The organism is Lysobacter antibioticus HS124 (genome assembly GCF_000336385.2).
GTDB classification, from domain to species: Bacteria; Pseudomonadota; Gammaproteobacteria; order Xanthomonadales; family Xanthomonadaceae; genus Lysobacter; species Lysobacter firmicutimachus.
On record NZ_HG424530.1, the window covers coordinates 1 to 24431 of the forward strand.

The 24431-nt window shown below is 70.8% G+C and carries 25 protein-coding genes; 9 read left to right on the forward strand and 16 right to left on the reverse strand.

Translation table 11 applies throughout. From position 1 onward, the window contains the following. From TX83_RS15520 to TX83_RS15540, 5 genes are all read left to right on the forward strand, one after another. Positions 1 to 464: TPM domain-containing protein (locus TX83_RS15520; protein WP_261370153.1), on the forward strand; the 464-nt coding region annotated here is incomplete at its 5' end. Between the two features lie 108 nt (positions 465 to 572). Next, a complete protein-coding gene (gene lgt / locus TX83_RS15525) occupies positions 573 to 1466 on the forward strand; it encodes a prolipoprotein diacylglyceryl transferase (protein WP_064748877.1) in 894 nt (297 codons plus the stop codon). Between the two features lie 2 nt (positions 1467 to 1468). Next, the gene (locus TX83_RS15530; RefSeq protein ID WP_064748899.1) at positions 1469 to 2263 is read left to right on the forward strand and encodes a thymidylate synthase; all 795 of its coding nucleotides are present in this window, start codon (positions 1469 to 1471) and stop codon (positions 2261 to 2263) included. A gap of 96 nt (positions 2264 to 2359) precedes the next feature. Beyond that, positions 2360 to 2947, forward strand: coding sequence for a hypothetical protein (locus tag TX83_RS15535; RefSeq protein ID WP_141233523.1), 588 nt, complete (start codon positions 2360 to 2362; stop codon positions 2945 to 2947). A 37-nt stretch (positions 2948 to 2984) separates the two neighbouring features. After that, on the forward strand, positions 2985 to 3491 hold the full coding sequence (locus tag TX83_RS15540) for a dihydrofolate reductase (RefSeq protein ID WP_186442615.1): 507 nt from the start codon (positions 2985 to 2987) through the stop codon (positions 3489 to 3491). A 9-nt stretch (positions 3492 to 3500) separates the two neighbouring features. Here the strand turns inward: TX83_RS15540 and TX83_RS15545 are convergent, their stop codons facing one another. The 7 genes from TX83_RS15545 to lptD all read right to left on the reverse strand — a co-directional run bounded on the left by TX83_RS15545 (position 3501) and on the right by lptD (position 11513). Further along, on the reverse strand, positions 3501 to 4256 hold the full coding sequence (locus TX83_RS15545) for a DUF1287 domain-containing protein (protein ID WP_075575196.1): 756 nt from the start codon (positions 4254 to 4256) through the stop codon (positions 3501 to 3503). A 7-nt stretch (positions 4257 to 4263) separates the two neighbouring features. Next, positions 4264 to 5133, reverse strand: coding sequence for a symmetrical bis(5'-nucleosyl)-tetraphosphatase (locus tag TX83_RS15550; protein ID WP_064748879.1), 870 nt, complete (start codon positions 5131 to 5133; stop codon positions 4264 to 4266). A 13-nt stretch (positions 5134 to 5146) separates the two neighbouring features. After that, on the reverse strand, positions 5147 to 5530 hold the full coding sequence (apaG, locus tag TX83_RS15555; RefSeq protein ID WP_064748880.1) for a Co2+/Mg2+ efflux protein ApaG: 384 nt from the start codon (positions 5528 to 5530) through the stop codon (positions 5147 to 5149). Between the two features lie 209 nt (positions 5531 to 5739). Beyond that, entirely contained in the window at positions 5740 to 6579 is an 840-nt protein-coding gene (rsmA, locus tag TX83_RS15560) for a 16S rRNA (adenine(1518)-N(6)/adenine(1519)-N(6))-dimethyltransferase RsmA (RefSeq protein ID WP_064748881.1), read from the reverse strand. Continuing rightward, complete coding sequence (gene pdxA, locus TX83_RS15565) at positions 6576 to 7565, reverse strand: 4-hydroxythreonine-4-phosphate dehydrogenase PdxA (protein WP_064748882.1); 990 nt, start codon at positions 7563 to 7565, stop codon at positions 6576 to 6578. Before pdxA ends, rsmA begins: the two co-directional genes overlap by 4 nt. A 1-nt stretch (position 7566) precedes the next feature. After that, positions 7567 to 8949 carry a peptidylprolyl isomerase gene (locus TX83_RS15570; protein WP_064748883.1) on the reverse strand — a complete coding sequence of 461 codons (1383 nt, stop codon included), beginning with the start codon at positions 8947 to 8949 and terminating at the stop codon, positions 7567 to 7569. Next, the gene (gene lptD / locus TX83_RS15575) at positions 8946 to 11513 is read right to left on the reverse strand and encodes an LPS assembly protein LptD (RefSeq protein ID WP_064748884.1); all 2568 of its coding nucleotides are present in this window, start codon (positions 11511 to 11513) and stop codon (positions 8946 to 8948) included. The genes TX83_RS15570 and lptD overlap by 4 nt, the downstream gene beginning before the upstream one ends. A gap of 130 nt (positions 11514 to 11643) precedes the next feature. Between lptD and msrB the strand changes: the two genes are divergently transcribed. Then, complete coding sequence (msrB, locus tag TX83_RS15580) at positions 11644 to 12069, forward strand: peptide-methionine (R)-S-oxide reductase MsrB (protein WP_064748885.1); 426 nt, start codon at positions 11644 to 11646, stop codon at positions 12067 to 12069. Positions 12070 to 12318: 249 nt separating this feature from the next. On the opposite strand, the gene TX83_RS15585 is transcribed toward msrB, so the two are convergent. The 3 genes from TX83_RS15585 to TX83_RS15595 are packed head-to-tail and all read right to left on the reverse strand — an operon-like array spanning position 12319 to position 14426. After that, entirely contained in the window at positions 12319 to 13257 is a 939-nt protein-coding gene (locus TX83_RS15585) for a histone deacetylase family protein (RefSeq protein WP_064748886.1), read from the reverse strand. A gap of 7 nt (positions 13258 to 13264) precedes the next feature. Then, the gene (locus tag TX83_RS15590; RefSeq protein ID WP_064748887.1) at positions 13265 to 13819 is read right to left on the reverse strand and encodes a cob(I)yrinic acid a,c-diamide adenosyltransferase; all 555 of its coding nucleotides are present in this window, start codon (positions 13817 to 13819) and stop codon (positions 13265 to 13267) included. A gap of 13 nt (positions 13820 to 13832) precedes the next feature. Beyond that, on the reverse strand, positions 13833 to 14426 hold the full coding sequence (locus TX83_RS15595) for a hypothetical protein (RefSeq protein WP_064748888.1): 594 nt from the start codon (positions 14424 to 14426) through the stop codon (positions 13833 to 13835). A 289-nt stretch (positions 14427 to 14715) separates the two neighbouring features. On the opposite strand from TX83_RS15595, the gene ubiH reads away from it, so the two are divergent. The 3 genes from ubiH to TX83_RS23405 are packed head-to-tail and all read left to right on the forward strand — an operon-like array spanning position 14716 to position 17542. Then, positions 14716 to 16002: a 2-octaprenyl-6-methoxyphenyl hydroxylase gene (gene ubiH / locus TX83_RS15600; protein ID WP_064748889.1), complete on the forward strand. Its 1287-nt coding sequence runs from the start codon at positions 14716 to 14718 to the stop codon at positions 16000 to 16002. After that, positions 15999 to 17198: a UbiH/UbiF family hydroxylase gene (locus TX83_RS15605; RefSeq protein WP_064748890.1), complete on the forward strand. Its 1200-nt coding sequence runs from the start codon at positions 15999 to 16001 to the stop codon at positions 17196 to 17198. The genes ubiH and TX83_RS15605 overlap by 4 nt, the downstream gene beginning before the upstream one ends. A gap of 35 nt (positions 17199 to 17233) precedes the next feature. Further along, positions 17234 to 17542, forward strand: coding sequence for a hypothetical protein (locus TX83_RS23405; protein ID WP_064748891.1), 309 nt, complete (start codon positions 17234 to 17236; stop codon positions 17540 to 17542). A gap of 16 nt (positions 17543 to 17558) precedes the next feature. On the opposite strand, the gene TX83_RS15615 is transcribed toward TX83_RS23405, so the two are convergent. From TX83_RS15615 to TX83_RS15640, 6 genes are all read right to left on the reverse strand, one after another. Then, entirely contained in the window at positions 17559 to 18863 is a 1305-nt protein-coding gene (locus TX83_RS15615) for an MFS transporter (protein ID WP_064748892.1), read from the reverse strand. 476 nt (positions 18864 to 19339) lie between these two features. Continuing rightward, positions 19340 to 20011: a hypothetical protein gene (locus tag TX83_RS15620; RefSeq protein WP_064748893.1), complete on the reverse strand. Its 672-nt coding sequence runs from the start codon at positions 20009 to 20011 to the stop codon at positions 19340 to 19342. A gap of 201 nt (positions 20012 to 20212) precedes the next feature. Beyond that, a complete protein-coding gene (locus TX83_RS15625) occupies positions 20213 to 20707 on the reverse strand; it encodes a hypothetical protein (RefSeq protein WP_064748894.1) in 495 nt (164 codons plus the stop codon). 44 nt (positions 20708 to 20751) lie between these two features. Next, the gene (rlmM, locus tag TX83_RS15630; protein ID WP_064748895.1) at positions 20752 to 21822 is read right to left on the reverse strand and encodes a 23S rRNA (cytidine(2498)-2'-O)-methyltransferase RlmM; all 1071 of its coding nucleotides are present in this window, start codon (positions 21820 to 21822) and stop codon (positions 20752 to 20754) included. A 177-nt stretch (positions 21823 to 21999) separates the two neighbouring features. Continuing rightward, a complete protein-coding gene (locus TX83_RS15635; protein ID WP_064748896.1) occupies positions 22000 to 22575 on the reverse strand; it encodes a nucleoside deaminase in 576 nt (191 codons plus the stop codon). After that, the gene (locus tag TX83_RS15640; protein WP_064748897.1) at positions 22572 to 24338 is read right to left on the reverse strand and encodes a glutamine--tRNA ligase/YqeY domain fusion protein; all 1767 of its coding nucleotides are present in this window, start codon (positions 24336 to 24338) and stop codon (positions 22572 to 22574) included. The genes TX83_RS15635 and TX83_RS15640 overlap by 4 nt, the downstream gene beginning before the upstream one ends. Between the last annotated feature and the right edge of the window lie 93 nt (positions 24339 to 24431).

A 24431-nucleotide genomic window follows, 5' to 3' on the forward strand; every position in this document is an offset into this window, starting at 1 on the left:
CCCCGCGGCGCCTGTTTCCGGAAGCGAGCCTGCAGCGCATCGCGGCGGCGATCGCCGCCGGCGAGGCGCGCCATCGCGGCCAGGTCTGCTTCGCGGTCGAAGAGCGCTTGCCGTGGCGCGCGCTGTGGGCCGGGCGCGACGCGCGCGCGGCGGCGCGGGCGGCGTTCGCCGCACTCGGCGTGTGGGACACGGCCGGCAACAGCGGCGTGCTGCTGTACCTGTTGCTGGCCGAGCACCGGATCGAAATCGTCGCCGACCGCGGTTACGCGGCGCGGGTCGGCGACGAGCGTTGGCAGGCGGTATGCGAGTCGATCCAGCGCGGCCTGGCCGCCGGCGAGGCCGAGGCGGCGGTGATCGCCGGCATCGCGGCGCTGAGCGAGATCGTCGCCGAACACTTCCCTCGCGGCCCGGCCGATGCGGCGGCGGGCGGCAACGAGCTGCCGGACCGGCCGGTGTTGCTGTAGCGCGCCGCGACGCGAGCGCGCGGTCCGCAGCGGCCGCAACCGGCACCCCGGGTACAGGCCGGCTCGGGCACAATACGGCGGTCATCGTCCCCCGAGCCGTCCCGCCGCATGACCATCCTGCACCAGATCGATCCGATCGCCCTGAGCCTGGGCCCGCTGCAAGTCCACTGGTACGGGATCATGTATCTGCTCGGCTTCGTCACCGCCTGGTGGCTGGGCCGGCAGCGGGTCCGCGCCGGGCGCCTGCCCGGGGTCGGCGAGCAGGCCTATGGCGATCTGCTGTTCTACGCCATGCTCGGCGTCGTGCTCGGCGGCCGCATCGGCTATGTGCTGTTCTACAACTTCGCCGAGCTGGCGAAGGACCCGCTGATGCTGTTCCGGATCTGGGAAGGCGGCATGAGTTTCCACGGCGGCCTGCTCGGCGTGATGGCCGCGGTGCTGTGGTGGTCGCACCGGCACCGCACGCACTTCTTCGACAGCATGGATTTCATCGCCCCGCTGGTGCCGCCCGGGCTGGGCTTCGGCCGGCTCGGCAACTACATCGGCGGCGAGTTGTGGGGCAAGCCCACCGAAGCCGGCTGGGGCGTGATCTTCCCGCGCGCGCCGGAGTTCGCCGGCTGGACCAGCGAGCAGTTGCAGACCCAGTTCGCCGCCGGCGCGCTGGAGCGTTTCGCCCGCCACCCCTCGCAGCTGTACCAGGCGGCGTTGGAAGGCTTGGTCATGTTCCTGGCGCTGTGGTGGTTCTCGCGCAAGCCGCGCCCGCGCTATGCGGTGTCCGGCCTGTTCGCGCTGCTGTACGGCTGCTTCCGCTTCCTGGTCGAGTTCGTGCGCGTGCCCGATGCGCAGATCGGCGACCACGGCTATCTGGCGTTCGGTTGGCTGACCATGGGCCAGGTGCTGAGCACGCCGCTGATCGTGCTCGGCCTGTTCTGGCTGTGGCTGTCGACCCGTTCGCCGACGCTGCAACCGCAGCCGGCCGCGGCCGAACCGGCGAAGGGCTGACCATGCAGCAATATCTCGACCTGCTTCGTCATGTGCTGGAACGCGGCAGCGACAAGTCCGACCGCACCGGCACCGGCACCCGCAGCGTGTTCGGCTGGCAGATGCGCTTCGATCTGAACCAGGGCTTCCCGCTGGTCACGACCAAGAAGCTGCACCTGCGCTCGATCGTGCACGAGCTGCTGTGGTTCCTGAAGGGCGAGACCAACATCGCCTATCTGAAGGAACACAAGGTCAGCATCTGGGACGAGTGGGCCGACGCCGACGGCGAGCTGGGCCCGGTCTACGGCAAGCAGTGGCGGCGCTGGTCCGGCGCCGACGGGGTCGAGGTCGACCAGATCCACTGGGTGGTCGAGGAGATCAAGCGCAATCCCGACTCGCGCCGGCTGATCGTCAGCGCCTGGAACGTGGCCGACCTGCCGCGGATGGCGCTGATGCCCTGCCATGCGCTGTTCCAGTTCTACGTGGTCGACGGCAAGCTCAGCTGCCAGTTGTACCAGCGCAGCGGCGACATCTTCCTCGGCGTGCCGTTCAACATCGCCAGCTACGCCCTGCTGACCCACATGGTCGCGCAGGCCTGCGGCCTGGGCGTGGGCGATTTCGTCCACACCCTCGGCGACGCGCACCTGTACTCGAACCACTTCGAGCAGGCGCGCGAGCAGCTCGCGCGCGCGCCGCGCGCGCTGCCGACGCTGAAGCTCAATCCCGGGATCAAGGACGTGTTCGGCTTCGGCTACGACGACATCGCGATCGAAGGCTACGACCCGTGGCCGGCGATCAAGGCGCCGGTCGCGGTCTGAGCCGGCGGCTCGCGCGACTGCGCTACACGCGGTTCGAACCGGCGCCCCAGTAGCGTGAGCGTCACCGGCGCCGTCGGTGGCGCCTTAGGAGACCTCATGCAGCGATACCGTGTTGCCGGCTGGTGCTTTGCGATCTTGTTCGCGTCGATGGCGACCGCATGCGGCTCGGCCGGCGAGCGGCCGCAGCATGCGCCGAGCGCCCGCGCGGCCGACGCCGTGCGCGGCGACAGCGCGCAGGCCGTCGCCGAGGCCTTCTACCGCGTTCATGTCGATATCCGCAGCGGCGGCTTGCCCGACGGCGAGGCCATGCAGCGCTATCGTCCGCTGCTGTCCAAGCGTCTGCTCGGCCTGATCGCCGGCGCCGCGCGCGAACGCGATGCGGCGATCGCCGCGCACCCGGACGAAAAGCCGCCTTTCGTCGACGGCGATCTTTTCTCCAGCCTGTACGAAGGCCCGACCGGTTATCGGATCGGCGCGCGCACGGTGTCGGGGCCGGATCGCGAAAGCTTCGAGATCGAATTGAGTTACCGGGAGCCGCCGTCGAGCGAGGTCAGCCGTTGGACCGACCGCGCGCTGTTGTTGCGCGAAGACGGGCAGTGGAAACTCGACGACATCGAGTACGGCGGGCAATGGGATTTCGCTTCGCGCGGGCGCCTGTCCGAGGCCTTGCGCGGCGGGCGCTGAGGCCGCCGTTCGTCCTTCCGTTACGGAGCCCGTGCGCATGACCCGATTGGTATTGATCGCCGCCCTCGACCGCAAGCTGGCCATCGGCCGCGACAACGCATTGCCGTGGCGGCTGGCCGACGATCTCAAGCGCTTCAAGGCGCTGACTCTGGGCAAGCCGCTGCTGATGGGGCGCAAGACCGCGCTGTCGCTGGGCCGGGCTCTGCCGGGCCGGCGCAACCTGGTGCTGACCCGCTCGGCGCGGGCGCCCTTTCCGGGCATGGAGCCGGTGGATTCGGTCGAGCAGGCCTTGCACGGCGTGCAGGCCGAAGGCGCGCCGGAGCTGTGCGTGATCGGCGGCGGCGAGGTCTATGCCTTGTGCCTGCCGGCCGCGGCGCGACTGCACCTGACCTGGGTCGATACCGAGGTCGAGAACGCCGACGCCTATTTCCCGCGCTTCGATCGCGAAGAATGGCGGGTGACCGCGCGCGAGTCGCATGCGGCCGACGCGCGCAACGAGTTCGCGTTCGAATTCGTCGACTACCTGCGCGTCGGCATGGATTGAGCGTCGGCGCTACGGCGCCGCGGCGGTTTCCGCGCCGGCATCGGCGCGCCGCGCCCAGGCGGCGATAGCGGCCGCCTGCGGCCGATAGCGGCCGGTGATCGGATAGGCGAACAGCAGGTCTTCTTCCTGGGTGCCGCGGCCGATGTTGTGCAGGATCAGCGGCCGGCCGCTCCAGCCGCGCCGCTCGGACACGATGCCGATGTGCGGCAGATGGCCCGGCAGCACCCAGGTCACCAGATCGCCGGGACGGTAGTCGGCCGGGCGATCGCTGGGCGGCAGCGACCAGCGCTGGCGTTCGAACCAGCGTCGCAGGTTCGGCACGCGGCGGTGGTCGATGCTGCGGTCGGTCGCGGTCGCGCCCCACAGCCCGGGGTAGGCGGCGAAGTTCGCGCGCATGTCCTCGTGCACGGCCTGCTGCAGGTCCAGGCCCTGGCTGCGCAGGGCGCGGATCACCACGTCGGTGCAGACGCCGCGGTCGGCGGCGACGTCGCCGCCGGGATAGGCCAGGCGCACGTAGGCCGGGTCGTAGAAACGGGTCACGCCGATCTGCGCGCGGGCCGCTGCGACCCAGGGCGGCGCCGGTCCGGTCGCCGCCGGCGAGAGCCCCGGCCGGGCGCGGACGTCGCCACGCCCCTCGGGGTGCGGCGTCGTATCGGGCGAGCAGGCGGCGAGCAGCGCGACGGCGAGCAGCGCCGTCGCGGCCTGCGCGGCCGAACGGCGCTGCCGCTGCGCAGGGCGACGCCGTCCGTGGCGCGCAGGCGGCATGGACGGCTCAGCCGCCCTGCGGCGGGCGCGGCGGCCGCGGCCGCGGCGGTTGCGCCGGCACGTCGCGGCCGGGCACTTGGACCAGCCGCAGTTCGTCGGTGTCCAGCTGCAGCGCGGTGAGCTTGCCGCCCCAGACCGCACCGGTGTCGATCGCGTGCACGCCGTGGCCGATGAACAGCCCCAGGGTGGACCAGTGGCCGCAGACGATCTTGAGATCGCGTTCGGCCCGGCCCGGCACTTCGTACCAGGGGTAGAGGCCGACCGGCTGGGTGCCGGGGCTGCCCTTGTCCTCGAACGCGATCCGGCCGCGCGGCGTGCAATAGCGCAGGCGGGTGAAGACGTTGATGATCGCGCGGTGGCGGTCGATACCGGCCAGCTTGGGATTCCAGGCCGGGCGATCGCCGTACATGTTCTTGAGCAGGCGCCGGTATTGATCGCCGTGCAGGCGCTCCTCGACCTCGCGCGCATGGCGCTCGGCCATGCCGGTGGTCCATTTCGGCGCCAGGCCGGCGTGGACCATCATCCAGCCGAGCTTGCGGTCGGCGTGGACCAGTTTCTGCATGCGCAGCCAGCCCAGCAGTTCGTTGCGGTCCTCGGCCAGCACGATGCGCTGCAGGTCGGGATTGACCTTGCGCTGCTCTTCCTCGGTGCGCTCGCCGATCGCCAGCAGCGACAGGTCGTGGTTGCCGAGCACGACGACGCTGTTCTGGCGCAGCGAATGCACCAGGCGCAAGGTTTCCAGCGACTGGCCGCCGCGGTTCACCAGATCGCCGCAAAACCAAAGCGTGTCGCGCGCCGGATCGAACGCGATCCGCTCCAGCAGTCGCTGGGTCGCGTCGTAACAGCCTTGCAGGTCGCCGATAGCCCAAACGCTCATAGCCGATCCGCGCTCAGTGCAGGGTGCGCGGAACGGTGAGCGTGAACGCCGGAATCGGCGCGTCGAAACGGGTGCCGTCGTCGGCGACCATCGCGTAGCTGCCTTCCATCGTCCCCAGGCTGGTTTCCAGCACCGCGCCGGAGGTGTACTCGTAATCGTCGCCGGGGCGCAGCCACGGCTGTTCGCCGACCACGCCGTCGCCGCGCACTTCCTGCACCTTGCCGTTGGCGTCGGTGATCACCCAGTGCCGCGACATCAGCCGCGCCGGCACCTTGCCGGCATTGCGGATGTGGATGGTGTAGGCGAAGACATAACGGTCCTGCTCCGGCTCGGACTGGTCGTCCAGATAGCGGGTGGCGACGTCGATGTCGAAGGCGTAGTCGTGACGGTGTTCCATGGCGGCAGTGTAAGCAAAGCAAGGATGAAGCGGTAATGAGTTCGTCCGGCGCGTCCCTGCGATGGACCCGAGCGGGTTGCCCGATCGGAAAATAGCGCGACTGCGGCGGCGCCGCATTATGTGCGTCGGCGCGCGCCGGCCCCGCCCGAGCGGGCGGCGCTCCTGCACTGGAAAAACGGCCGGTTCCTCGCGTTGTGAGAACGCGCGGCTCAGCCGGGTTCGGCCAGGGCCGCGCCGCTGGCGGCGAGCGAGTTGGCCAGGCGGACGAAATCGGCGACCTCGATCTGCTCGGCGCGCGCGTCCGGGCGCAGGCCGGCGGCCTCGATCGCGGCGCCGTCGCAGACCTGCGACAAGGCGTTGCGCAAGGTCTTGCGCCGCTGGCCGAAGGCGTCGCGGACCACCCGCGCGAACAGCGCGTGGTCGGCGATGCCGATTTTCTCCGGCGGATGCGGAATCATCCGCACCACCGCCGAATCGACCTTCGGCGGCGGCCGGAACGCGGCCGGCGGCACGTCGAACAGGGCGATCACCTGGCAATAGGCCTGCAGCATCACGCTGAGCCGGCCGTAGACCTTGCTGCCCGGCGCGGCGGCCATGCGGTCGACCACTTCTTTCTGCAGCATGAAGTGCATGTCGACGATCGCCGCGGCGTGCTCCAGGGCATGGAACAGGATCGGCGAGGACAGGTTGTAGGGCAGGTTGCCGACCAGCCGGATCGGCCCGCCGTTGTGGGCCAGGGCGCTGAAATCCACCGTGAGCACGTCGCGGTGGATCACCTCCAGGGTGCCGTGGGCGCGCGCGGTCTCGGTCAGCGGGAAGATCAGGTCGCGGTCGAACTCGATCACGGTCAGTTCGCCGTGGCGGTCCAGCAGCGGGAAGGTGATCGCGCCCTGGCCGGGGCCGATCTCGACCAGGCGGTCGCCGGGCTTGGGGTCGACGGCGTGCACGATCATGCCGATGACGCCGGCGTCGTGCAGGAAGTGCTGGCCGAGGTGTTTTTTCGCTTCGGGCTTGAAGCCCTTGGCATGGGTCTTGGCCGTGCCGGTCATGGCGTGGCTCCGGTCTGGCGGCGGGTGCGCGCGATGCGCGCGCAGGCGGTGGCGGCGGCGATCAGGCTGGACGGGTCGGCCAGACCGCGGCCGGCCAGGTCGAGCGCGGTGCCGTGATCGACCGCGACGCGCGGATAGGGTAGGCCCAGGGTCAGGTTCACGGCGTGTTCGAAGCCGCTGTATTTGAGCACCGGCAGGCCCTGGTCGTGGTACATGGCCAAGACCGCGTCGTAGCCGCGCAGCTTGGCCGGCAGGAAGGCGGTGTCGGCCGGCAGCGGGCCGATCAGGTTCAGGCCTTCGCCGCGCAGGCGTTCCAGCAGCGGCTCGATCACCTCGATCTCCTCCCGCCCCAGATGCCCGGCCTCGCCGGCGTGCGGGTTCAGGCCGAGCACGGCGATGGCCGGCCGCGCCAGGCCGAAATCGCGGCGCAGGGCGGCGTCGAGGATGCGCAGGGTGCGCGCCAGCGGTTCGGGCCGGATCGCGTCGGCGACCTGGCGCAGGGGCAGGTGGGTGGTCGCCAGGGCGACCCGGACGACGGCGTTGGCGAGCATCATCACCACCTCGCAGCCGGCCTGTTCGGCCAGCAGCTCGGTGGTGCCGGTGTAGGCGATGCCGCCCTGGTTGATCGCGGCCTTGTGCACCGGGCCGGTGACGATGCCGTCCAGGCGCCCGTCCAGGCAGGCCTGGGCGGCGTCGCGCAGGGCCTGGATCACGGCCGCGGCGTTGGCCGGCTCGGGGGTGCCGAAGGCCGGCAGCACGGGGTTGGGGATTTCGACCACGGCCACTTCGCCCGGCGCCCGCGAGGGACGGTCCGGGGGCAACAGGGTCAGGGGCAGGGCGAGGGCGTCGGCCGCGGCGCGCAGGCTGCGCGGGTCGGCGTAGGCGATCAGGTCGTAGTCGCGCGGTTGCTGCAGCAGCCGCACGCACAGCTCCGGCCCGACGCCGGCCGGCTCGCCCGGCACCAGCGCGAGCCGGGGCGGGGTCACGTCAACCGCCGGAGGTGGCGGGCTTGGCCGGCTCGGCCGGCGGGTTGTTCTGCTCCGAGCCCTTGCCGATACGGAAGTCGACATAGGCCTCGCCGCGCTTCTCGCGCAGGAAGCGGTTCCACTCTTCTTCCAGCTTGCGCCGGCCGATGGTCTCCTGGACCTGGGCGCGCTTGCTCTGGTCGGAGACGTCGCTCTGGCGGGTGCCGAGGCGCTGGACGATGTGGTAGCCGGCCTGGGTGCGCACCGGCGCGGAGATTTCGTTGTCGGCCAGCGCGGCGACGGCGCCGCCGAACTCCGGACCGAACTCGTCCTGCATGAACCAGCCCAGGTCGCCGCCCTTGGTCTGCGAGGTCAGGTCTTCCGAGCTTTCCTTGACCACGTCCTCGAACTTGGCGCCGCCGGCGAGGCGGGCGCGCAGGGTGTCGGCCTTGGCCTTGGCCTGGGCGTCGCTGACGTTGTCGTTGGTGCGGATCAGGATGTGGCGGGCGTGGTACTGGGTGACCATCTTCGGGCCGCTCTGCGAGGCGTCGCGCACCTCGACCAGCTTCAGCAGCTGGAAGCCGCTGGCGCCGCGCAAGGGCTCGGTGACCTGGCCCGGGGTCATCTTGCGCATGAGCTCGGCGAACGCGGCCGGGATCTCGTCCATGCTGCGCCAGCCCAGGTCGCCGCCTTCCAGCGCGTTGGGGCTGTCGGAATAGCGGACGGCGGCGGCGTTGAAGTCCATCTCGCCCTTGTCGATCAGCGCCTTGACGCCGTCGACCTTCTTCTGCGCGGTCGCGATCTGCTCCGGGGTGGCGCCTTCGGGCAGGGCGATCAGGATGTGGGCCAGGTGGTACTGGGTGCCGGAATTGGCCTGGGCGGCCAGGGCGGCGTCGATTTCGGCGTCGCTGACCGAGACCCGGGTCTGGGCGAAGCGCTGGCGCAGGCGCTGGATCAGCAATTCGTCGCGGACCGAGCTGCGGAAGTCGGCGAACGAGCTGCCGTCGCGGGCGACCTGTTGGCGCAGCTGGTCGACGCTGATGCGGTTGGAATTGGCGATGCCGGCGATGGCCTGCTCGACCTCCGGATCGCCGACCCGAACGCCGGTGCCCAGGGCCTGGGCGACCTGGATCTTGACCAGGATCAGGCGCTCCAGGACTTGGCGCTCGAGCACGTCGCGCGGCGGCAGCTGTTCGCTGCGCCCGGCGTACTGGCTGAGGATGTTGGCCAGGGCCCGGTCGAGCTCGGTCTTGAGGATCACGTCCTCGTCCACCACCGCGGCGATGCGGTCGATCGGCTGGGTGTCCTGGGCGTAGGCCGCCCCGCCGAACAACGAGCCGACGGCCAGCAGACTTGCCAAAACCGGGCTCGCAAGGAGCGGGCGGCTCGCGAAAATTTTGTTCATAGGGTCGGGTCGAGGGTCGAGTCGGCGTCGGCGCCGCGGTTTTCGCGGCTGACCGTGGGAGACGGCGGCGTCAGGTACAGGTCGTCGCGGTTGTAGCCGAGAATAGCACGGCGCAAAACGCGCTCCGTGTTCTGGCCGGCCGAGCCTAGACCCTTGAGTTCGAACTCCACCTGAAAGGAGCTGTTGAGGTCTTCGGAGCGGTTGCGCTGGTAGCGGCGGGCGATCGCGCGCACCGCCAGGCAGCAGCTTTCCCATTGCACGCCGGCGATCTGCTCGAGGGGGCGCTTGTCCTTGATCGAGTAGTAGTAGCGGCCGACCACGCTCCAGTTGTCGTTGATCGGGTACAGGAAGGAGAAGTCGGCCTGCTCGTACTGGTCGCGGTCCTCGCGGCGGGCGTCGGGCAGCGCGGCCAGGTTGCGGCGGTAGCGGTAGGCGAAGTTGACCACGCCGGAATTGCCGAACAGGTAGCGCGCGCGCAGGCTGGCCACGTCCTCGCTGCGCAGGCGCGGGTCCCACTGGTAGGTGGCGTTGATGGTCCAGCGGTCGCTGGGCGAGACGCTGACGTCGGCCACCCAGGCCGACTTGCCCTGCTTGATCGGCTGTTCGGCGCCGGCGGTGACGCGGATGTCGTCGAAATACTGGATCTGGCCGATGCTGGCGGCCAGCCGCTCGCGGCCGTCGGCCTCGCTGATCAGGCGGGTGGTCAGGGCCGTGGTGAGCTGGTTGGCGTCGGTCTGGCGGTCGGCGCCGGAATAGCGGTTGTCGCGGAACAGCGCGCCCCAGCTGAACGACATCGGGTTGGTGTCGAACAGCGGCAGGCCGTCCTGGTCGCGGTACGGCGCGCGCAGGTAGAACACGCGCGGTTCCAGCGTGTGCAGGTAGCTTTCGCCGCGGATTTCGGTGTGGCGGTCGAAGTACATGCCGGCGTCGATCGAGGTGATCGGCAGGGCGCGGTGCGGCGACTTGTTGTAGAAACTGCGCACCAGTTCGTCGGTCTTGACCGGCGGATTGGTGTCTCTGCTATGCGCGTTTACATAGTCGTCGGCCTGCTGGTTGGCCAACTGTGCGGCCAGGTTCCCGTCCAGCTCGTAGGCGGTGTAGCGGTAGGCCAGCTTGGGCCGGATGAACCAGGACGCGCCCTCCAGCGGGAAGCTGACGTAGGGCTTGATGTCGAAGCGGCTGCCGCCGGGGATCTCGCGGCGCAGCCCGATCGGCGCGGCCGGGTCGCCCGGGGTGAACTTCATGTCCTCGTGCTGGAAACGCACCGCCTCGGTGTCGACGCCGGTCTCGACCCAGCGGTTCCACGGCTGCGCCCAGTGGAAGGTCGCGCGCGGCAGGCGATCGTAGGCCAGCGAGTTTTCCTGCAGGGTGAAGTCGGCCAGTTGGTTGTGGTCGGCGGTGAAGCTGGCGTCCCAGTAGCGGCCGCGGCCGAACAGGCCGATTTCGCTGCGCAGCGAGATCGCCGACTGGCCGTACAGGCTGTTGCTGAAGTCCTGCAGGTAGTACTTGTCGCTGACCCAGGCCAGGTTGGCGCTGGCGTACCAGGTGCCGTCGAGGCGATGGCTGGCCTTGAGCGCGAACTCGCCGCGGTTGTCGACCGGGCGGCGGTCCTTGGGAATCTGGAACAGGCCGCGCGGGTCGTCGCGGCGGTAGTCGGTATAGCGCTGCGGGTCCTTGTTCGGCAGGTCGTCGTGCGGCATCCAGTTGGCCGAGACCTCGCCGGAGCCGTTCTCGTACAGCCAGCGGAACTCGCCGCCGATCGAGCCGCCGCGGCGCGCCATGTAGCGCGGGTACAAGGTGGCGTCGTAGTTCGGCGCCAGGTTGAGGTAGATCGGCTGGCGCCAGTCGAAGCCGTTCTTGCCCGACATGGAGATGTTCGGATACAGCAGGCCGGTGCGGCGGCGGTCGTCGACCGGGAACACGAACCAGGGCACGTACAGCACCGGCACCTTGCCGATCCGCAGGGTGGCGCTGCGCGCCACGCCCATGCCTTCGGCGGTATCGATGTCGATGCGGTGGGCGCGCAGTTCCCAGGCGCGCTGGTTCGGCGCGCAGGTGGAATAGGTCGAGCCGTGCAGCGAGCCCTTGGTGCCGTTGAGCTCGATCCGCTCGGCGCCGCCGTTGCCGCGGCGCGCAGTCAACTGGTAGTCGACCTCGTCGATGCGGTGCTGGTCGGCGTTCTGGTCGCCTTCGGCCCGCTCGGCCACCAGGCGCATGCTCGAGTCCTGGTAACGGACGTGGCCCTCGGCGGTGTACTTGCCGGATTCCTGGTTATAGGTGAGCGTGTCGGTGCCGAGGAACTGGTCGCCGCGGCTCAGGCGCACATTGTCCTGGACGACGATGTTCTCGTTGGCGCCGGCGCGCTGCAGGCTGCCGCCGTCGATGTCGGTGGGCTGCTCGGCGCGTTGCTCGGCGGTGCCGGTCGGGGTGGGGGCGTCGTCGAAGGACGGCACCGCGTCGATCAGCGGACACAGGCCCCAGTTCTCGTTGTCGTCCGCCGCGTACGCGGGCAGGGCGATGGCGATGCACAGCGACAACGGGAGCAGGCGGAGGGGTTTGCGCACGCGAGCATCCGGTGGACGGAAAAACGGCGGTTAGCTTGCCGTATCCCTTGCAAGCGGGCAACGCGAGCGCCATTTATGCGTCATCGGCGTTCATCTTCCCCGAACGCCTCGCCCCGACCCGGAGGAGCCCATGAGCCAGTCCCCCCGTCCCGACCCGGCCTCGGTCGCCAAGAGCGAAGCTGAATGGCGCGAGCAGCTGAGCCCGGAGCAGTACGCCGTGTGCCGTTGTTCGGCCACCGAGCGCGCTTTCACCGGCCGTTACTGGAATCACAAGGAAGCCGGCACCTACACCTGCGTCGCCTGCGGCGAGCCGCTGTTCTCGTCCGAGGCCAAGTACGACTCCGGCAGCGGCTGGCCGAGTTATTGGCAGCCCTTGAACCCGCAGGCGGTCAGCGAACACGCCGACGAGAGTCACGGTATGCGCCGGATCGAGGTCAAGTGCGCGCGCTGCGCCTCGCACCTGGGGCATGTGTTCCCGGATGGGCCGCGGCCGACCGGGCTGCGCTATTGCATCAATTCGGCGGCGTTGGGCTTCGAGGGAACCGAAGCTACGTAATGCGCGGCCCGCCCGAAGCCCGGCCCTACGGCCAGGCTCAGCGGCGGCGGTGAATGACCGGCGTCGCGACGGCCGGGCGGTCGTGACGCAGCGGCGCAATACGCGCCCCGTCGAACCCCGGTCACTTGGCAAAGCCCGTTCGGCGGCGAATCGGCGGTTTCCCGGCTGATGGCCGTCGTGCCGTTCGAGGCGGCGGTACGGCGTCCCGCAGAAGTCCGGCGTTGGTTCGGCCGGGCGTCGAGTGGCCGCCTACGCCGCCCCGACAGGCGGGCAGGCTGCGTCCATCAAGGCCCCCACGTGCGCCACCGCGCTCTCGCGCAGCGCGGCCAGGTCGTAGCCGCCTTCCAGCATCGACACCACCCGACCGCCGGCATGGCGCTCGGCGATGGCGACCAGTTCGCGGGTGATCCAGGCGAAGTCCTCGCCGTCGAGTTCGACCTGGGCCAGCGGGTCGCGGCGGTGCGCGTCGAAGCCGGCCGAGATCAGCACCAACTGCGGGCGGAAGCCGTCGATGGTCGGCAGCAGGCGCTCGCGCCAGACCTTGCGGAAGCCTTCGCTGCCGGTGCCCGGCGGCAGCGGCGCGTTGACGATGTTGCCGATCCCGCGCTCGTGGGCGTAGCCGGTGTCGGGATACAGCGGCATCTGGTGCGAACTGACGTACATCACCCGCGGGTCGGCGTCGAAGATCGCCTGGGTGCCGTTGCCATGGTGGACGTCGAAATCGATCACCGCGATGCGCGCCAGATTGTGCTTGTCGCAGGCGTGAGCGGCGGCGACGGCGATGTTGTTGAACAGGCAGAAGCCCATCGCCGTGTCGTAGGTGGCGTGGTGGCCGGGCGGACGCACCGCGCAGAACACGCGCCGTTCCTCGCCCTTGAGCACCGCGTCGACCGCGGCCACGCCGGCGCCCGCCGCGCGCAGGGCGGCTTCGGCCGAGCCCGGCGCGAGCACGGTGTCGGGGTCCAGCGCCATCGGTCCGTCGACCGCGGTGTCCAGCACCAGGGCGAGCAGGGCGTCGTCGTGGGCGCGCAGCAGCTGGCCGCGGCTGGCGCTGGGCGCCTCGCGCCAGTCGAGTGCGGGAAAGGCTTCGCGCAGGGCCTCGGTCACCGCGACCAGGCGCAGCGGCCGCTCGGCATGCCCCGGGCCGGGGTCGTGGCGGGTGCAGGCCGGGGGCGTGTAGACGCGCATGGCGCGGTCAGGCCTTGCGCCGCTCGTGGTTCCACAGCACCTCGCCGTGGCCGCTGGCGCGGGCCAGCACGCGGGCCAGCACGAACAGCAGGTCGGAGAGGCGGTTGAGATAGCGCACCGCTTGCGGGCGCACGTCCTCGATCCGGGCCAGGGCGACGGTTTCGCGTTCGGCGCGGCGGACCACGGTGCGGGCGATATGGCAGCGGGCCGCGGCTTCGCCGCCGCCGGGCAGGATGAAATCCTTCAGCGGCGGCAGCTCGTCGTTGTGCGCGTCGAGCCACTGCTCCAGGCGGTCGATGTCGGCGTCGAAGATCGCCGAGTGGCCGGGGATGCACAGCTCCCCGCCGAGGTCGAACAACTGGTGCTGGATCGCGACGAGTTGTTCGCGGATGACCGGCGGCAGCTCCGCGGCCAATACCAGGCCGATGCAGGAGTTGGCTTCGTCGACCGTGCCGTAGGCGCCGACCCGGGCCGAATCCTTGCCGGTGCGGTTGCCGTCGCCGAGACCGGTGCTGCCGTCGTCGCCGGTGCGGGTGTAGATCTTCGAGAGGCGGTTGCCCATCGCCGCGGCGGACTCAGCGCTTGTGCGCGTCGTCCGCGCCCGGCGCGCCGGCCTTGGACTTGGCGGCGCCGGCAGCGATCGCCTGCACCAGCGCGGCGATGCCGACGTAGACGGCGGCGGTGCGCAGGTAGGGCAGCAGCCATTCGATGTAGTTGGCGGCCCAGCCGGCGACGCTCTTGTTCGCCACCGAGTCCGACAGCCAGTAGAAGCTGCCCTGGCTCAGCAGCTGGCAGATCGCGGTCGACGCCAGCAGGGCGACCGCGGCCAGCGCCAGCGTGCTCCAGCGGCGGGCGTAGTTGCGCGCGACCCACAAGCCGCCGGCCCACATCGCGAAGTAGGCCGGGACCAGGAACCAGTACGCCGCCGAGACGCAGTAGTGATTCCAGAAGCTCAGGCCCTGGCGGGTGATCACTGCGTAGTCGACCGCCACCGCCAGCGCCATCAGCGCCGGAAACGCCCAGCGCGTCCACGAGCGCAGGTAGAAGCCGCCGATGAAGAACACTGCCCAGGAGGCGTCCGGAATCGGCGTGAAGTGGTTCACGCGCGTGGCCGCCATCAGCACGGCGAGCAGGACGAAGATGAGGCTGCGTTGGGTGTTGGGCTGCATGACGGTGGCTCCTGACGCCGGATGGCGCGCCAATCCGGACATTCTAAGGAACCTGCGATGAAAGTGCCGGTTTCCGCCGCCGGTCGCCGGACGGGGTCGCTAAGTGATTGATTCCAAGCGCTCGCCGAGGCGCAGGCCGGGTCGCCGCCGCAGCCCGGGGGCGGCCGGCGCGATCGGGCCCGCGCTGGCCATCGCCGCGCTCGCGCCGCCGCGACACGATGTCGCAGAACCGGCGCCGCGCACCGGCCTGCGGAAACACGCTGCGCGGAGCCGGCCGTATCATGAGCGGATGAATGCAGACGTTCCGCAACCCGCCGCCGTCCACGCCAGCCACGACGTGCTCATCGTCGGCGGCGGCCTGGTCGGCGCCAGTCTCACCATCGCCCTGGATCGGCTCGGCCTCGACGTCGGCCTGATCGAAGCCGCGCCGCCCGGCGCGCTGCCGGCGGTGTTCGACGAACGCAACCTCAGCTTCGCCGAAGCCACCCTCAACGCTCTGGGCGCGCTCGGCGTGCTGGCCAAGCTGCGCGCGCCGACCGGCGCGATCCGGCGCATCCACATCAGCCGCAAGGGCGACTTCGGCCGCGCCGTGCTCGAGGCCTCGCGCTACGGGCGCGAGGAGTTCGGCCGGATCGTGGTCGCGCGCGACTTCGGCGAGGCGCTGGAAGCGCGCCTGGCCGAACTGCCGCGCCTGCACCGCTACCGGCCGGTGCGCTTCACCGGCCTGGCCGAAGCCGGCGACGGCTGGCGCGGCGTGCGGGTCGCCGACGGCGCCGGCGAGCGCGTGCTGCGCGCGCGCCTGCTGGTCGCCGCCGACGGCACCCGCAGCGCGGTACGCGCGGCGTTGAACATCGGCGCCGAAGAACACGATTACGGCCAGACCCTGTTCGTGACCCGGCTGCGCGGCGAGCGCGGGCCGGACGGCACCGCTTACGAACGCCTGACCGACGACGGCCCGACCGCGCTGCTGCCGCGCGGCGACCGCCACTACGGCCTGATCCACAGCGTCGCCAGCGCGCGCGCCGAGGCGGTCGCCGCGCTCGACGAAGCCGGCTTCCTGGCCCACGCCCAACAGGTCTTCGGCTGGCGTTGCGGCCGCTTTCTCAACTGCGGCGCGCGCAGCCTTTACCCGGCGATCCGGGTGCTGGCGGCGCGTATCGCCGCACCGCGCGCGTTGCTGGTCGGCAATGCGGCGCAGACCATCCACCCGATCGGCGCCCAGGGTTTCAACCTCGGCCTGCGCGATGCGATGACTCTGGCCGAGCTGATCGAAACCGAACTGGCCGCGCACGGCAGCGTCGATTGCGGTGCGCCGGGCCTGCTGGACCGCTACGTCGCCCGGCGTCTGCCGGACCGAGAACGCACGGTCGCGTTCTCCGACGGCCTGGCGCGGATCAGCGCCAACGACAGCGGCCTGCTGCGGCCGCTGCGCAGCCTGGGCCTGTTCGCGGTGGACCGGGTCGCCAGCGCGCAGTCGTTCCTGGTCGGCGGTGCGATGGGCTATCGCGGCGACGTGCCGGCGTTGTGCCGCGGCGACGCGGTCGACCCGCCGCGCCCCGCCGGAGGCCGCGCATGAGTCGGCGCGAACTGCTCGACGTGGTCGTGGTCGGCGCCGGCGTGGTCGGCGCCGCCGCGGCGCTGGCGTTCGCCCGCGACGGTTTGGAAGTGGCCCTGGTCGAAGCGCGCGAACCGCCGCGCTGGCAGGCCGAGCGGCCCGACCTGCGCGTCTACGCCTTCGCTCCGGACAACGCCGCGCTGCTCGACGACCTGGGCGTGTGGCCGGCAGTGCGCGACGCGCGCGTGCAGCCTTACCGCGGCATGCGGGTGTGGGACGCGGCCGGCGGCGGCGAGCTGGCGTTCGACGCCGACGCGTTCGGCCGCCGCGAACTGGGCTGGATCGTCGAGCACGGCCTGCTGGTCGACCGCCTGTGGGCGGCGCTGCCGGCGGCCGGCGTGCAGGTGCATTGCCCGAACCGGGTCGAAGCGCTGGAACGCGATCCGGCCGACAGCGTCGGCATGCTGCTCGACGGCGGGCGTCGCCTGCGCGCGCGCCTGTTGGTCGCCGCCGACGGCGCCGAGTCGCAGCTACGCCGCCTGGCCGGCATCGCAGCCGACGGCCACGATTACCATCAGCGCGGCTTGGTCGCCTACGTCGACAGCGCGCTGAGCCACCAGGCGACCTGCTGGCAGCGGTTCTTGCCCAGCGGCCCGATCGCCTTCCTGCCGACGGTCGGCGACCCCGGCGCGCGCGATCGGCGCAGCTCGATCGTCTGGACCTTGCCCGAGCGCGAGGCCGAGCGCCTGCTCGCGATCGACGACGGCGCTTTCCTGGGCGAACTCGAACGCGCCTTCGACGGCCGCCTCGGCGCGCTGACCGCGGTCTCGGCGCGCGCGGCGTTCCCGCTGCGGCGGCAGCTGGTGCAGCGCTATTTCGCCGGCCGGGTGGTGGTCGCCGGCGATGCCGCGCACGTGGTGCATCCGTTGGCCGGTCAGGGCGTCAACCTCGGCCTGCGCGACGTCGCAGGCCTGCGCGCCCTGTTCCGCCAGGCGCAACGGCGCGGCGTCGACCCGGGTTCGCCGCACCGGCTGGCGCGTTGGGCGCGCACGCGGCGCAGCGAGAACGCGCTCGCGGCTCACGGCTTCGACGGCTTGAACAAGCTGTTCTCCAACGACGAGCTGGCTGCGACCTTGTTGCGCGGGCCCTTGCTCGGCCTGGCCGGCAAGCTGCCGCCGCTGACCCACTATTTCTGGAAACGCGCGGCGGGCCTGTAGCCGTCGCCGCTGCCTGGCAGGGAGATGCCGACACCATGATCCGCAACGCGCGTTCGATCGCCGCTGCATTCGCTTGCCTGTTATGGCCCGCGCTCGCCCAGGCGACGCGGCAATGCCCGCCGGAAGCGGGCGAGAAGTCGCCGCTGTTCTGGGCGCTGGGCTGGGCGATCCTGGGGGCGTTCGTCTTGCTGGGGCTGGCGATGCCGCTGCTGGCGCTGCGTGGTTCGCGCGGCCGGCGCACGCTGCATCGCGCGCTGTGGGTGCTGGCTGGGCTGGCGCCGATGCTGGGTTGCTGGTTGCTCGGCCTCTGGATCTTCTTCGCCCGCTTCGTGATGGTGTGTTGAGCGCGGGCGTGTGCGCTCAGTGCTCGTGGAACGCGCGCCGGGTGCGCAGCAGGTACGTTGCTACCAGCGCGCCCATCGCCGCCACCGCCATCACGTAATAGGCCGGGGTCATGCCGCCGAGCTTGGGCGTCAGCAGGCCGATCAGCGGCGGGGTCAGCGCGCCGAATACCGCATAGGCGACGTTGTAGGAGAACGACAGCCCGGAGAAGCGCACCGCGGGCGGGAATGCGGCCACCATCACCGCCGGGATCACTCCGACCACGCCGACGCAGGTGCCGGCCAGCGCGTACAGCGGCAGGAAGTTCGCCCCGCCGTGGGCGAGGTCGTAATACAGCGCATAGCTCGATGCGAGCACGCCGAGCGAACCGATCAACAGGGCGCGGCCGCGGCCGAGTCGGTCGACCAGCAGGCCGCCGCCGATCGCGCTGAGGGTGAGGCAGAACGCGGCCAGGCTGTTGCCGAGAAAGGCGCGCTGCGGAGCGATGCCGAACTGGCTCTGTACCAGGGTCGGGGTCATCAGCACGATCACCACGATCGCCGCGGTCAGCAGCCAGGTGACCAGCATCGACAGGACCACGCCGGCGCGGTGATCGCGCAATACCTGCTTGAGCGGCAGCTCGCGCACCAGCTGGCGGCTTTCGCGCATCGCCGCGAACACCGGCGTCTCGCTGAGCCAGCGGCGCAGATACACGGCGAGGAAACCGAACACGCCGCCGATCAGGAACGGGATGCGCCAGGCCCAATCCAGCACCTGCGCCGGGGCGAACCAGGTATTGATCGCGGCGGAGATCAGCGAACCGATCAGGATTCCCGCGGTCAGGCCGGCGGTGAGGCTGGCGCAGGCGAAGCCGGCTCGGCCCGGCGGCGCATGTTCGGCGACGAAGGTCCAGGCGCCCGGCACTTCGCCGCCGATCGCGATGCCCTGGACGATGCGCAGGAATAGCAGCAACAGCGGCGCGGCGACGCCGATCTGGGCATAGGTCGGCAGCAGGCCGATGCACAAGGTCGGCACCGCCATCAGGAACACGCTGAGGGCGAACATGCGCTTGCGCCCGGAGCGGTCGCCGAAGTGGGCCATGACGATGCCGCCGATCGGCCGCACCAGGTAGCCGGCGGCGAAGATCCCGTACACCTGCAACTCGCCCAGCCAGCCCGGCATGCCCGGCGGGAAGAACAACTGGCGCAGGGTCGCGGTCAGGAAGACGAAGATGACGAAATCGTAGAACTCCAGCGCGCCGCCCAGCGCCGACAGCAGCAGGGTGCGGGCGTCGCGGCGGTCGAGCGGGCGGGCGGCGTCGAGGGCGATCGGCGTGGCGGTCATTGCGACGGCGGAGCGGAGGAGGAGCGAGGCACTATGCCGCAATGCGCCGGCGGCGCAAACGCGGAGGATGCCGAGGGCAGCCGAAAGTACTAGGGGCGCAAGCGCCTGCCGCCGCTGCGGGCGCGAAACGGTACGGACGAAGGTGCGGACGGCGGTGGCCGGCGCAGCGGGACGGTGCCAGCGGAACCTCGCACGCCCCGGCCGTCGTGCCCGCCGAAGCGGGCCTGCGGAACGTCGCCGATCTGCCCGGATGAAGCGCGGGTTTCCGCCTTCGCGGGAGCGGGGACGGCGATGGAAGGGGCGCGGCGTCTGCCGCGCGTGGACAGTCTGCTCTGCTGCGCTCATGCCCGCGAAAGCGGGTATCCGGAGAGTTCAGCGGCATGCGTCGATGCAGTCCGAGCCCGCAGTCCCGCGAACGCTTCCCGGCGGGAGCGTTCGCGGGCGGATCTGTCGACGTGGTCCGTCGGCGCGCCGGCTCAGCGGCGCCAGCCGTCGATCTCGCCGCGGCTGATGCGGCCGTCGGCGTCGACGTCCACGGCGAGAAAGTTCGCGCTCAAGGCGGTGTGCGCGCGCGCTTCCTCGCGGCTGATGCTGCCGTCGGCGTTAGCGTCGACGACGAGGAAGTCGACATCGCGGCCGTCCGACGGCGGCGCGACCACCGTGCCCGGCAACCGATTGGCTTCGGCGGTGGCCGCGGCGGCGGCGCGGGCGAGCCCGCTGGCGTCGGTGGCGATCGCGCTGGCGGTGCGCGCTTCGATCATCGCCGCGCGGGCCTGCTCGGCGGCGCCTTGCGGATTGCTGCCGTCGACGGCGGCGGCTTGTGCCGAGCGCGCTTCGTCGGCGGCGCGGATCGCTTGGTGCGCCGCGGTCTGGGCATCGGCGGCCGACTGCCTGGCCTGCTGCGTGGTGGCCTCGGCGGCGATCGCGCCGCGCGCGCTCGAGGCGCCCTGATCGCGGGTCGCCGCGGCGGCCTGCGCCGCCGCTTGCGCGGTGATGGCGTTCTCGCGCGCCGCGCGTGCATCGGCCGCGGCGACGTCCGCCTTTTCGACCGCATCGTGTTTGGCCTGCACCTTGGACGGCACCTGCGCCGTCGCCGCGCCGGCGAAAGCCGTCGCGATCGCCAGGGCGAGGAGGGGGTGTCGCTTCATCGCGTGTCGCTTCATGGTCGCAGCCTCGCGTTTGGGGACGAGGCGACGCTAGAACGGCGCGGGTCAAGCGCGGATCAATTCGCGCAACCGGCGCTGAATACGCGAGGCCGGAGCGTGCGCATTGCGAGCGGCGTCGCGCGTTGATGGCGCTTGCACATCGATGAAGCCCGGCCAAACGCGTGTCGCTGCGCGTGGCGCGGCTCAGCGCGGGCAGGGCTTGTGCAGCGCGTACTGCGTGCCGCTCCAGCGCCACACCGGCGCGCACAGGCCCGGCCCGGTCATTTCCAGGTCGGGGTAGCCCAGGTGCTTGCTCGGCAGGATGTTGTAGCCGGCAGGAAATCCGAACTGCGCTTTCCATCGGCCGCGCGCATCGCGGATGTAGAGATCCAGCGATACGCCGATGCGGCCGCCGAGGCATTCGGATTCCAGCTCGGTGAACACTTCGGGGCGGCCGTCGCCATTGAGGTCGACCGCCTTGGCGGTGTAGCCGATGCGCTCTTCGCAGCTGTCGTCGTAGTACTCGCCGCGGGTGCCGGTGAGCCGGCCGCCGGTGGCCTCCTCGATCACCGCCGCTTCGTTCCAGGACGGCCGCGCCGGCGGCGCGGCCGGCACCGCTGCGCTGGCGCAGGCGAGGGCGGCGGCGAGGGCGAACGCGGCGGCGCGCAGGCGGGCCGGGGCGCAACGGTGGCGGTGCATGACGATCCTTCCTTGGATAGCCGCGTCGCGGCGATGAGGGCAGCTTACTTCGGCGCAGCGAACACGGTGATCTCTTCGCGGTCGTGATAGAGCTGGCGCGCACGCACGATCAGCGGCCGGTGCGCCTGGTACTCGAAAGTCTCCAGGCACAGCCGGGTCTCTTCCCAGCGCTTCTTCATCGGCAGCTTGAGGTTGAAGATCGCCTGCCGGCACCAGCCCTCGCGGAACCAGGTCGCCATGCGTTCGGCGACCCGCACCGGCTGTTCGACCATGTCGCAGACCATCCAGTCCAGCGAGCGCTTGGGCTGCCAGGAGAAGCCGTCGGCGCGCAGGTGATCGACCCGGCCGCTGTCGAGCAGGGCCTGGCGCAGCGGGCCGTTGTCGACCGAGGTCACTTTCATGCCGTTGCGCATCAGCACCCAGGTCCAGCCGCCGGGCGCGGCGCCGAGGTCGGCGGCCTGCATGTTGTCGCGCACGCGGCGCTCGCGCTCGTCGGCGTCGAGCAGGGTCAGCAGGGCTTCTTCGAGCTTGAGCGCGGAGCGGCTGGGCGCGTCGGGATGCATGCGCAGGCGCGGGATGCCGAGCGGCCAAGGCGAACTGTCGTGCGGGTCGGACATCGCCAGCACCGCGTGGTCGCCGGCCAGGAAGGCCACGTGCAGGCGCGGCCGGCGCGGGTCGTCTTCGCGGCTGAGCCAGCCGGCCTTGCGCAGCGCCGGGCGCAGTGCGTTGCCGAAGCTGCGCGCGAGCCCGGCCAGCGGCTTGCCGGCATCGGAATCGGGGTGTTCGACCCACAGCTCGCCGAACATCGATACGTTGAGCCCGCTGCCGGCGATCGCCTCCAGCGCGGCCAGCATCGGCGCGATCCGGTCGCTGGCCTGCAGCCCGCGCAGGTCGGCCAGGCGCACCAGTTTCTGCCGGGCGAAGATCAGCTTCGACCACGGCAGCGCGCGCGACAGCGCGGCGGCGTCTTCGACCATGAATTCGACGTAGCCGCTGTTGCGCTCGGTGCGGGCGTAGCCGGGGTGGCCGGCGACGGCGGCGCGTTCGTTGAGTTCGGCGGCCAGTTCGGGCTCGAAACCGGCGCGGCACCAGCAGAACAGGGCGGAGTCGGTCATGGTCGGATTCGCGCGGTAATGAAGAATTTGTAGGGGCGGCGTGAGCCGCGGCAACCGAAGCGATGAGCGGAAGCGGGCTGGCCGAACACTGCGGGGCGGCCAATCGCGCTTCGGCGGCGGCGCTGGCGACAACCGCTTCGGTTGTCGCGGCTCAAGCCGCTCCTACAGGCAACTGTTTCAATACGCCACGCCGCTTTCGCCGTAATGCCGCAGCACTTCGCAGGCGGCGTCGCGCTGCAGATCGCGGCGCACGGCGATGCCGCGCCGTTCCAACTCGCCGATCCAGTCCGCCGGCAGCGGGCCTTCGTCGAATTCGGTCAGGCGCATCACGTCTTCGGAGCGCGCGCCGATCAGCATGCGGTCGATGCCGGCCCAGAAGCTGGCGCCGTAACACATGCAGCAGGGCTGGGACGACGTGGCCAGGGTCATCGGCCCGATCTCGTTGAGCCGGAACGCGCTCAGCGCCGCCTGCGCGCACATGAACGCCATCATTTCGGCGTGCGCGACCGAGCAGTTCTGCGGCACGACCCGGTTCACTCCGACCCCGACCACATAACCGTTGGCATCGAAGATCGCCGCACCGAACGGACCGCCGGTGCCGGCTTCGACATTGCGCCGGGACAGCTCCACGGCCAGCGCGACCTTGTCCTCGTCGTCGTGGTAAGCGCGTTGGCGGTCCACCGCCGCGTCGACCCAGTCCGGCAGGGCCAGGCGCACGTCGGCCTTCAGCCGGTGGACGATCTTCGGGCTCATGCCTGCGCGCTCCAGGTGTCGCGCAAGGTGACGCTGCGGTTGAACACCGGACGCTCGGCGCGATGATCGCGGCGGTCGGCGACGAAATAGCCGACCCGTTCGAACTGGAACGACTGCTCCGGCGCGGCGGCGGCCGCGGCCGGCTCGACGTAGCCGGTCACGGTGCGGCGCGAATTCGGATTGAGGTGGTCCTGGTAGGTCTTGCCGTCGCTGTCGTCGTCCGGCGCGGCGACGTCGAACAGGCGGTCGTACAGGCGCACTTCGGCCGCGACCGCGTGGCGCGCGCTGACCCAGTGGATGGTGCCCTTGATCTTGCGGTCGGCGCCGGCCATGCCGGGGCGCGATTCGGGATCGAGGCTGCCGCGCAGCTCGACGATCTTGCCGGCCTCGTCCTTGATCACCTCGTCGCAGCGCAGGATGCCGGCGCCGCGCAGGCGCACTTCGCCGCCCGGGATCAGGCGCTTGAAGCCCTTCGGCGGCACTTCCTCGAAGTCCTCGCGCTCGATCCACAGCTGGTTGGAGAACGGCACCTGGCGGCTGCCGAAGCTCTCGTCCTTGGGATGGTTGGAGAAGGTCAGCGACTCTTCGTGCGCGTCGGGCAGGTTGGCGATGACCAGCTTGAGCGGGTCGATCACCGCCATGCGCCGCGCCGCGGCCGCGTCGAGGTCTTCGCGCAGGCAGCCTTCCAGCACCGAGTAATCGATCAGCGAGTTTTGCTTGCTCACGCCCAGGCGCTCGGCGAACAGGCGCAGCGCGGCGGGGGTGTAGCCGCGGCGGCGGATGCCCTGCAGGGTCGGCATGCGCGGGTCGTCCCAGCCGTCGACCAGGCCTTCCTGCACCAGCACCATGAGCTTGCGCTTGCTCATCACGGTGTAGTTGAGGTTGGCGCGCGAGAACTCGATCTGGCGCGGGATCGCGGCTTCGTTCGGATAACCCTTGGCCAGCAGCGGCGCCAGCAGCTCGGGCGAGTTCGGCAGGTCGACCTTGCCCACGCACCAGTCGTACAGCGGGCGGTGGTCTTCGAACTCCAGCGTGCACAGCGAATGGGTGATGCCCTCGCAGGAGTCGCTGAGCGAATGGGCGAAGTCGTACATCGGATAGATCGGCCAGGCGTCGCCGGTGTTCTGGTGGGCGACCTTCTTGATCCGGTACAGCGCCGGGTCGCGCAGGTTGATGTTGCCCGAGGCCATGTCGATCTTGGCGCGCAGGGTGCGCGCGCCGTCGGCGAACTCGCCGGCGCGCATGCGCGCGAACAGGTCCAGGTTCTCCTCGACGCTGCGCTCGCGATAGGGCGAGTTGCGGCCCGGTTCGTTGAGGCTGCCGCGGTAGGCGCGCACTTCCTCGGCGCTGAGGTCGCAGACGAAGGCGTCGCCCTGGCGGATCAGTTTCTGCGCGGCGAGGTAGAACACCTCGAAATAGTCCGAGGCGTGGCGCAGTTCGGCCCAGTCGAAGCCCAGCCAGCGCACGTCTTCCTGGATCGCGGCGACGTACTCGGGATCTTCCTTGGCCGGATTGGTGTCGTCGAAGCGCAGGTTGCAGCGCCCGCCGAACTCCTTGGCGACGCCGAAGTCCAGGCAGATCGCCTTGGCGTGGCCGATGTGCAGGTAGCCGTTGGGCTCGGGCGGGAAGCGGGTCCGGATCGCTTGATGCTTGCCGCTGGCCAGGTCGTCGCGAACGATCTGGCGGATGAAATCCTGCTTGACCGCGCCGGCGGCGGTGTCGGACGGGAGTTCGGGAGCGGAGCGGGCAGGATCGGCGGACATGCGTCACGGCAGTAGGAAAGGGAGAAACGGGAGTTTAGCCGCTGGCGGCGGTCCTTGCCTGGGGCCCAATCCGGCACGAGCCCGAGCGGCGGG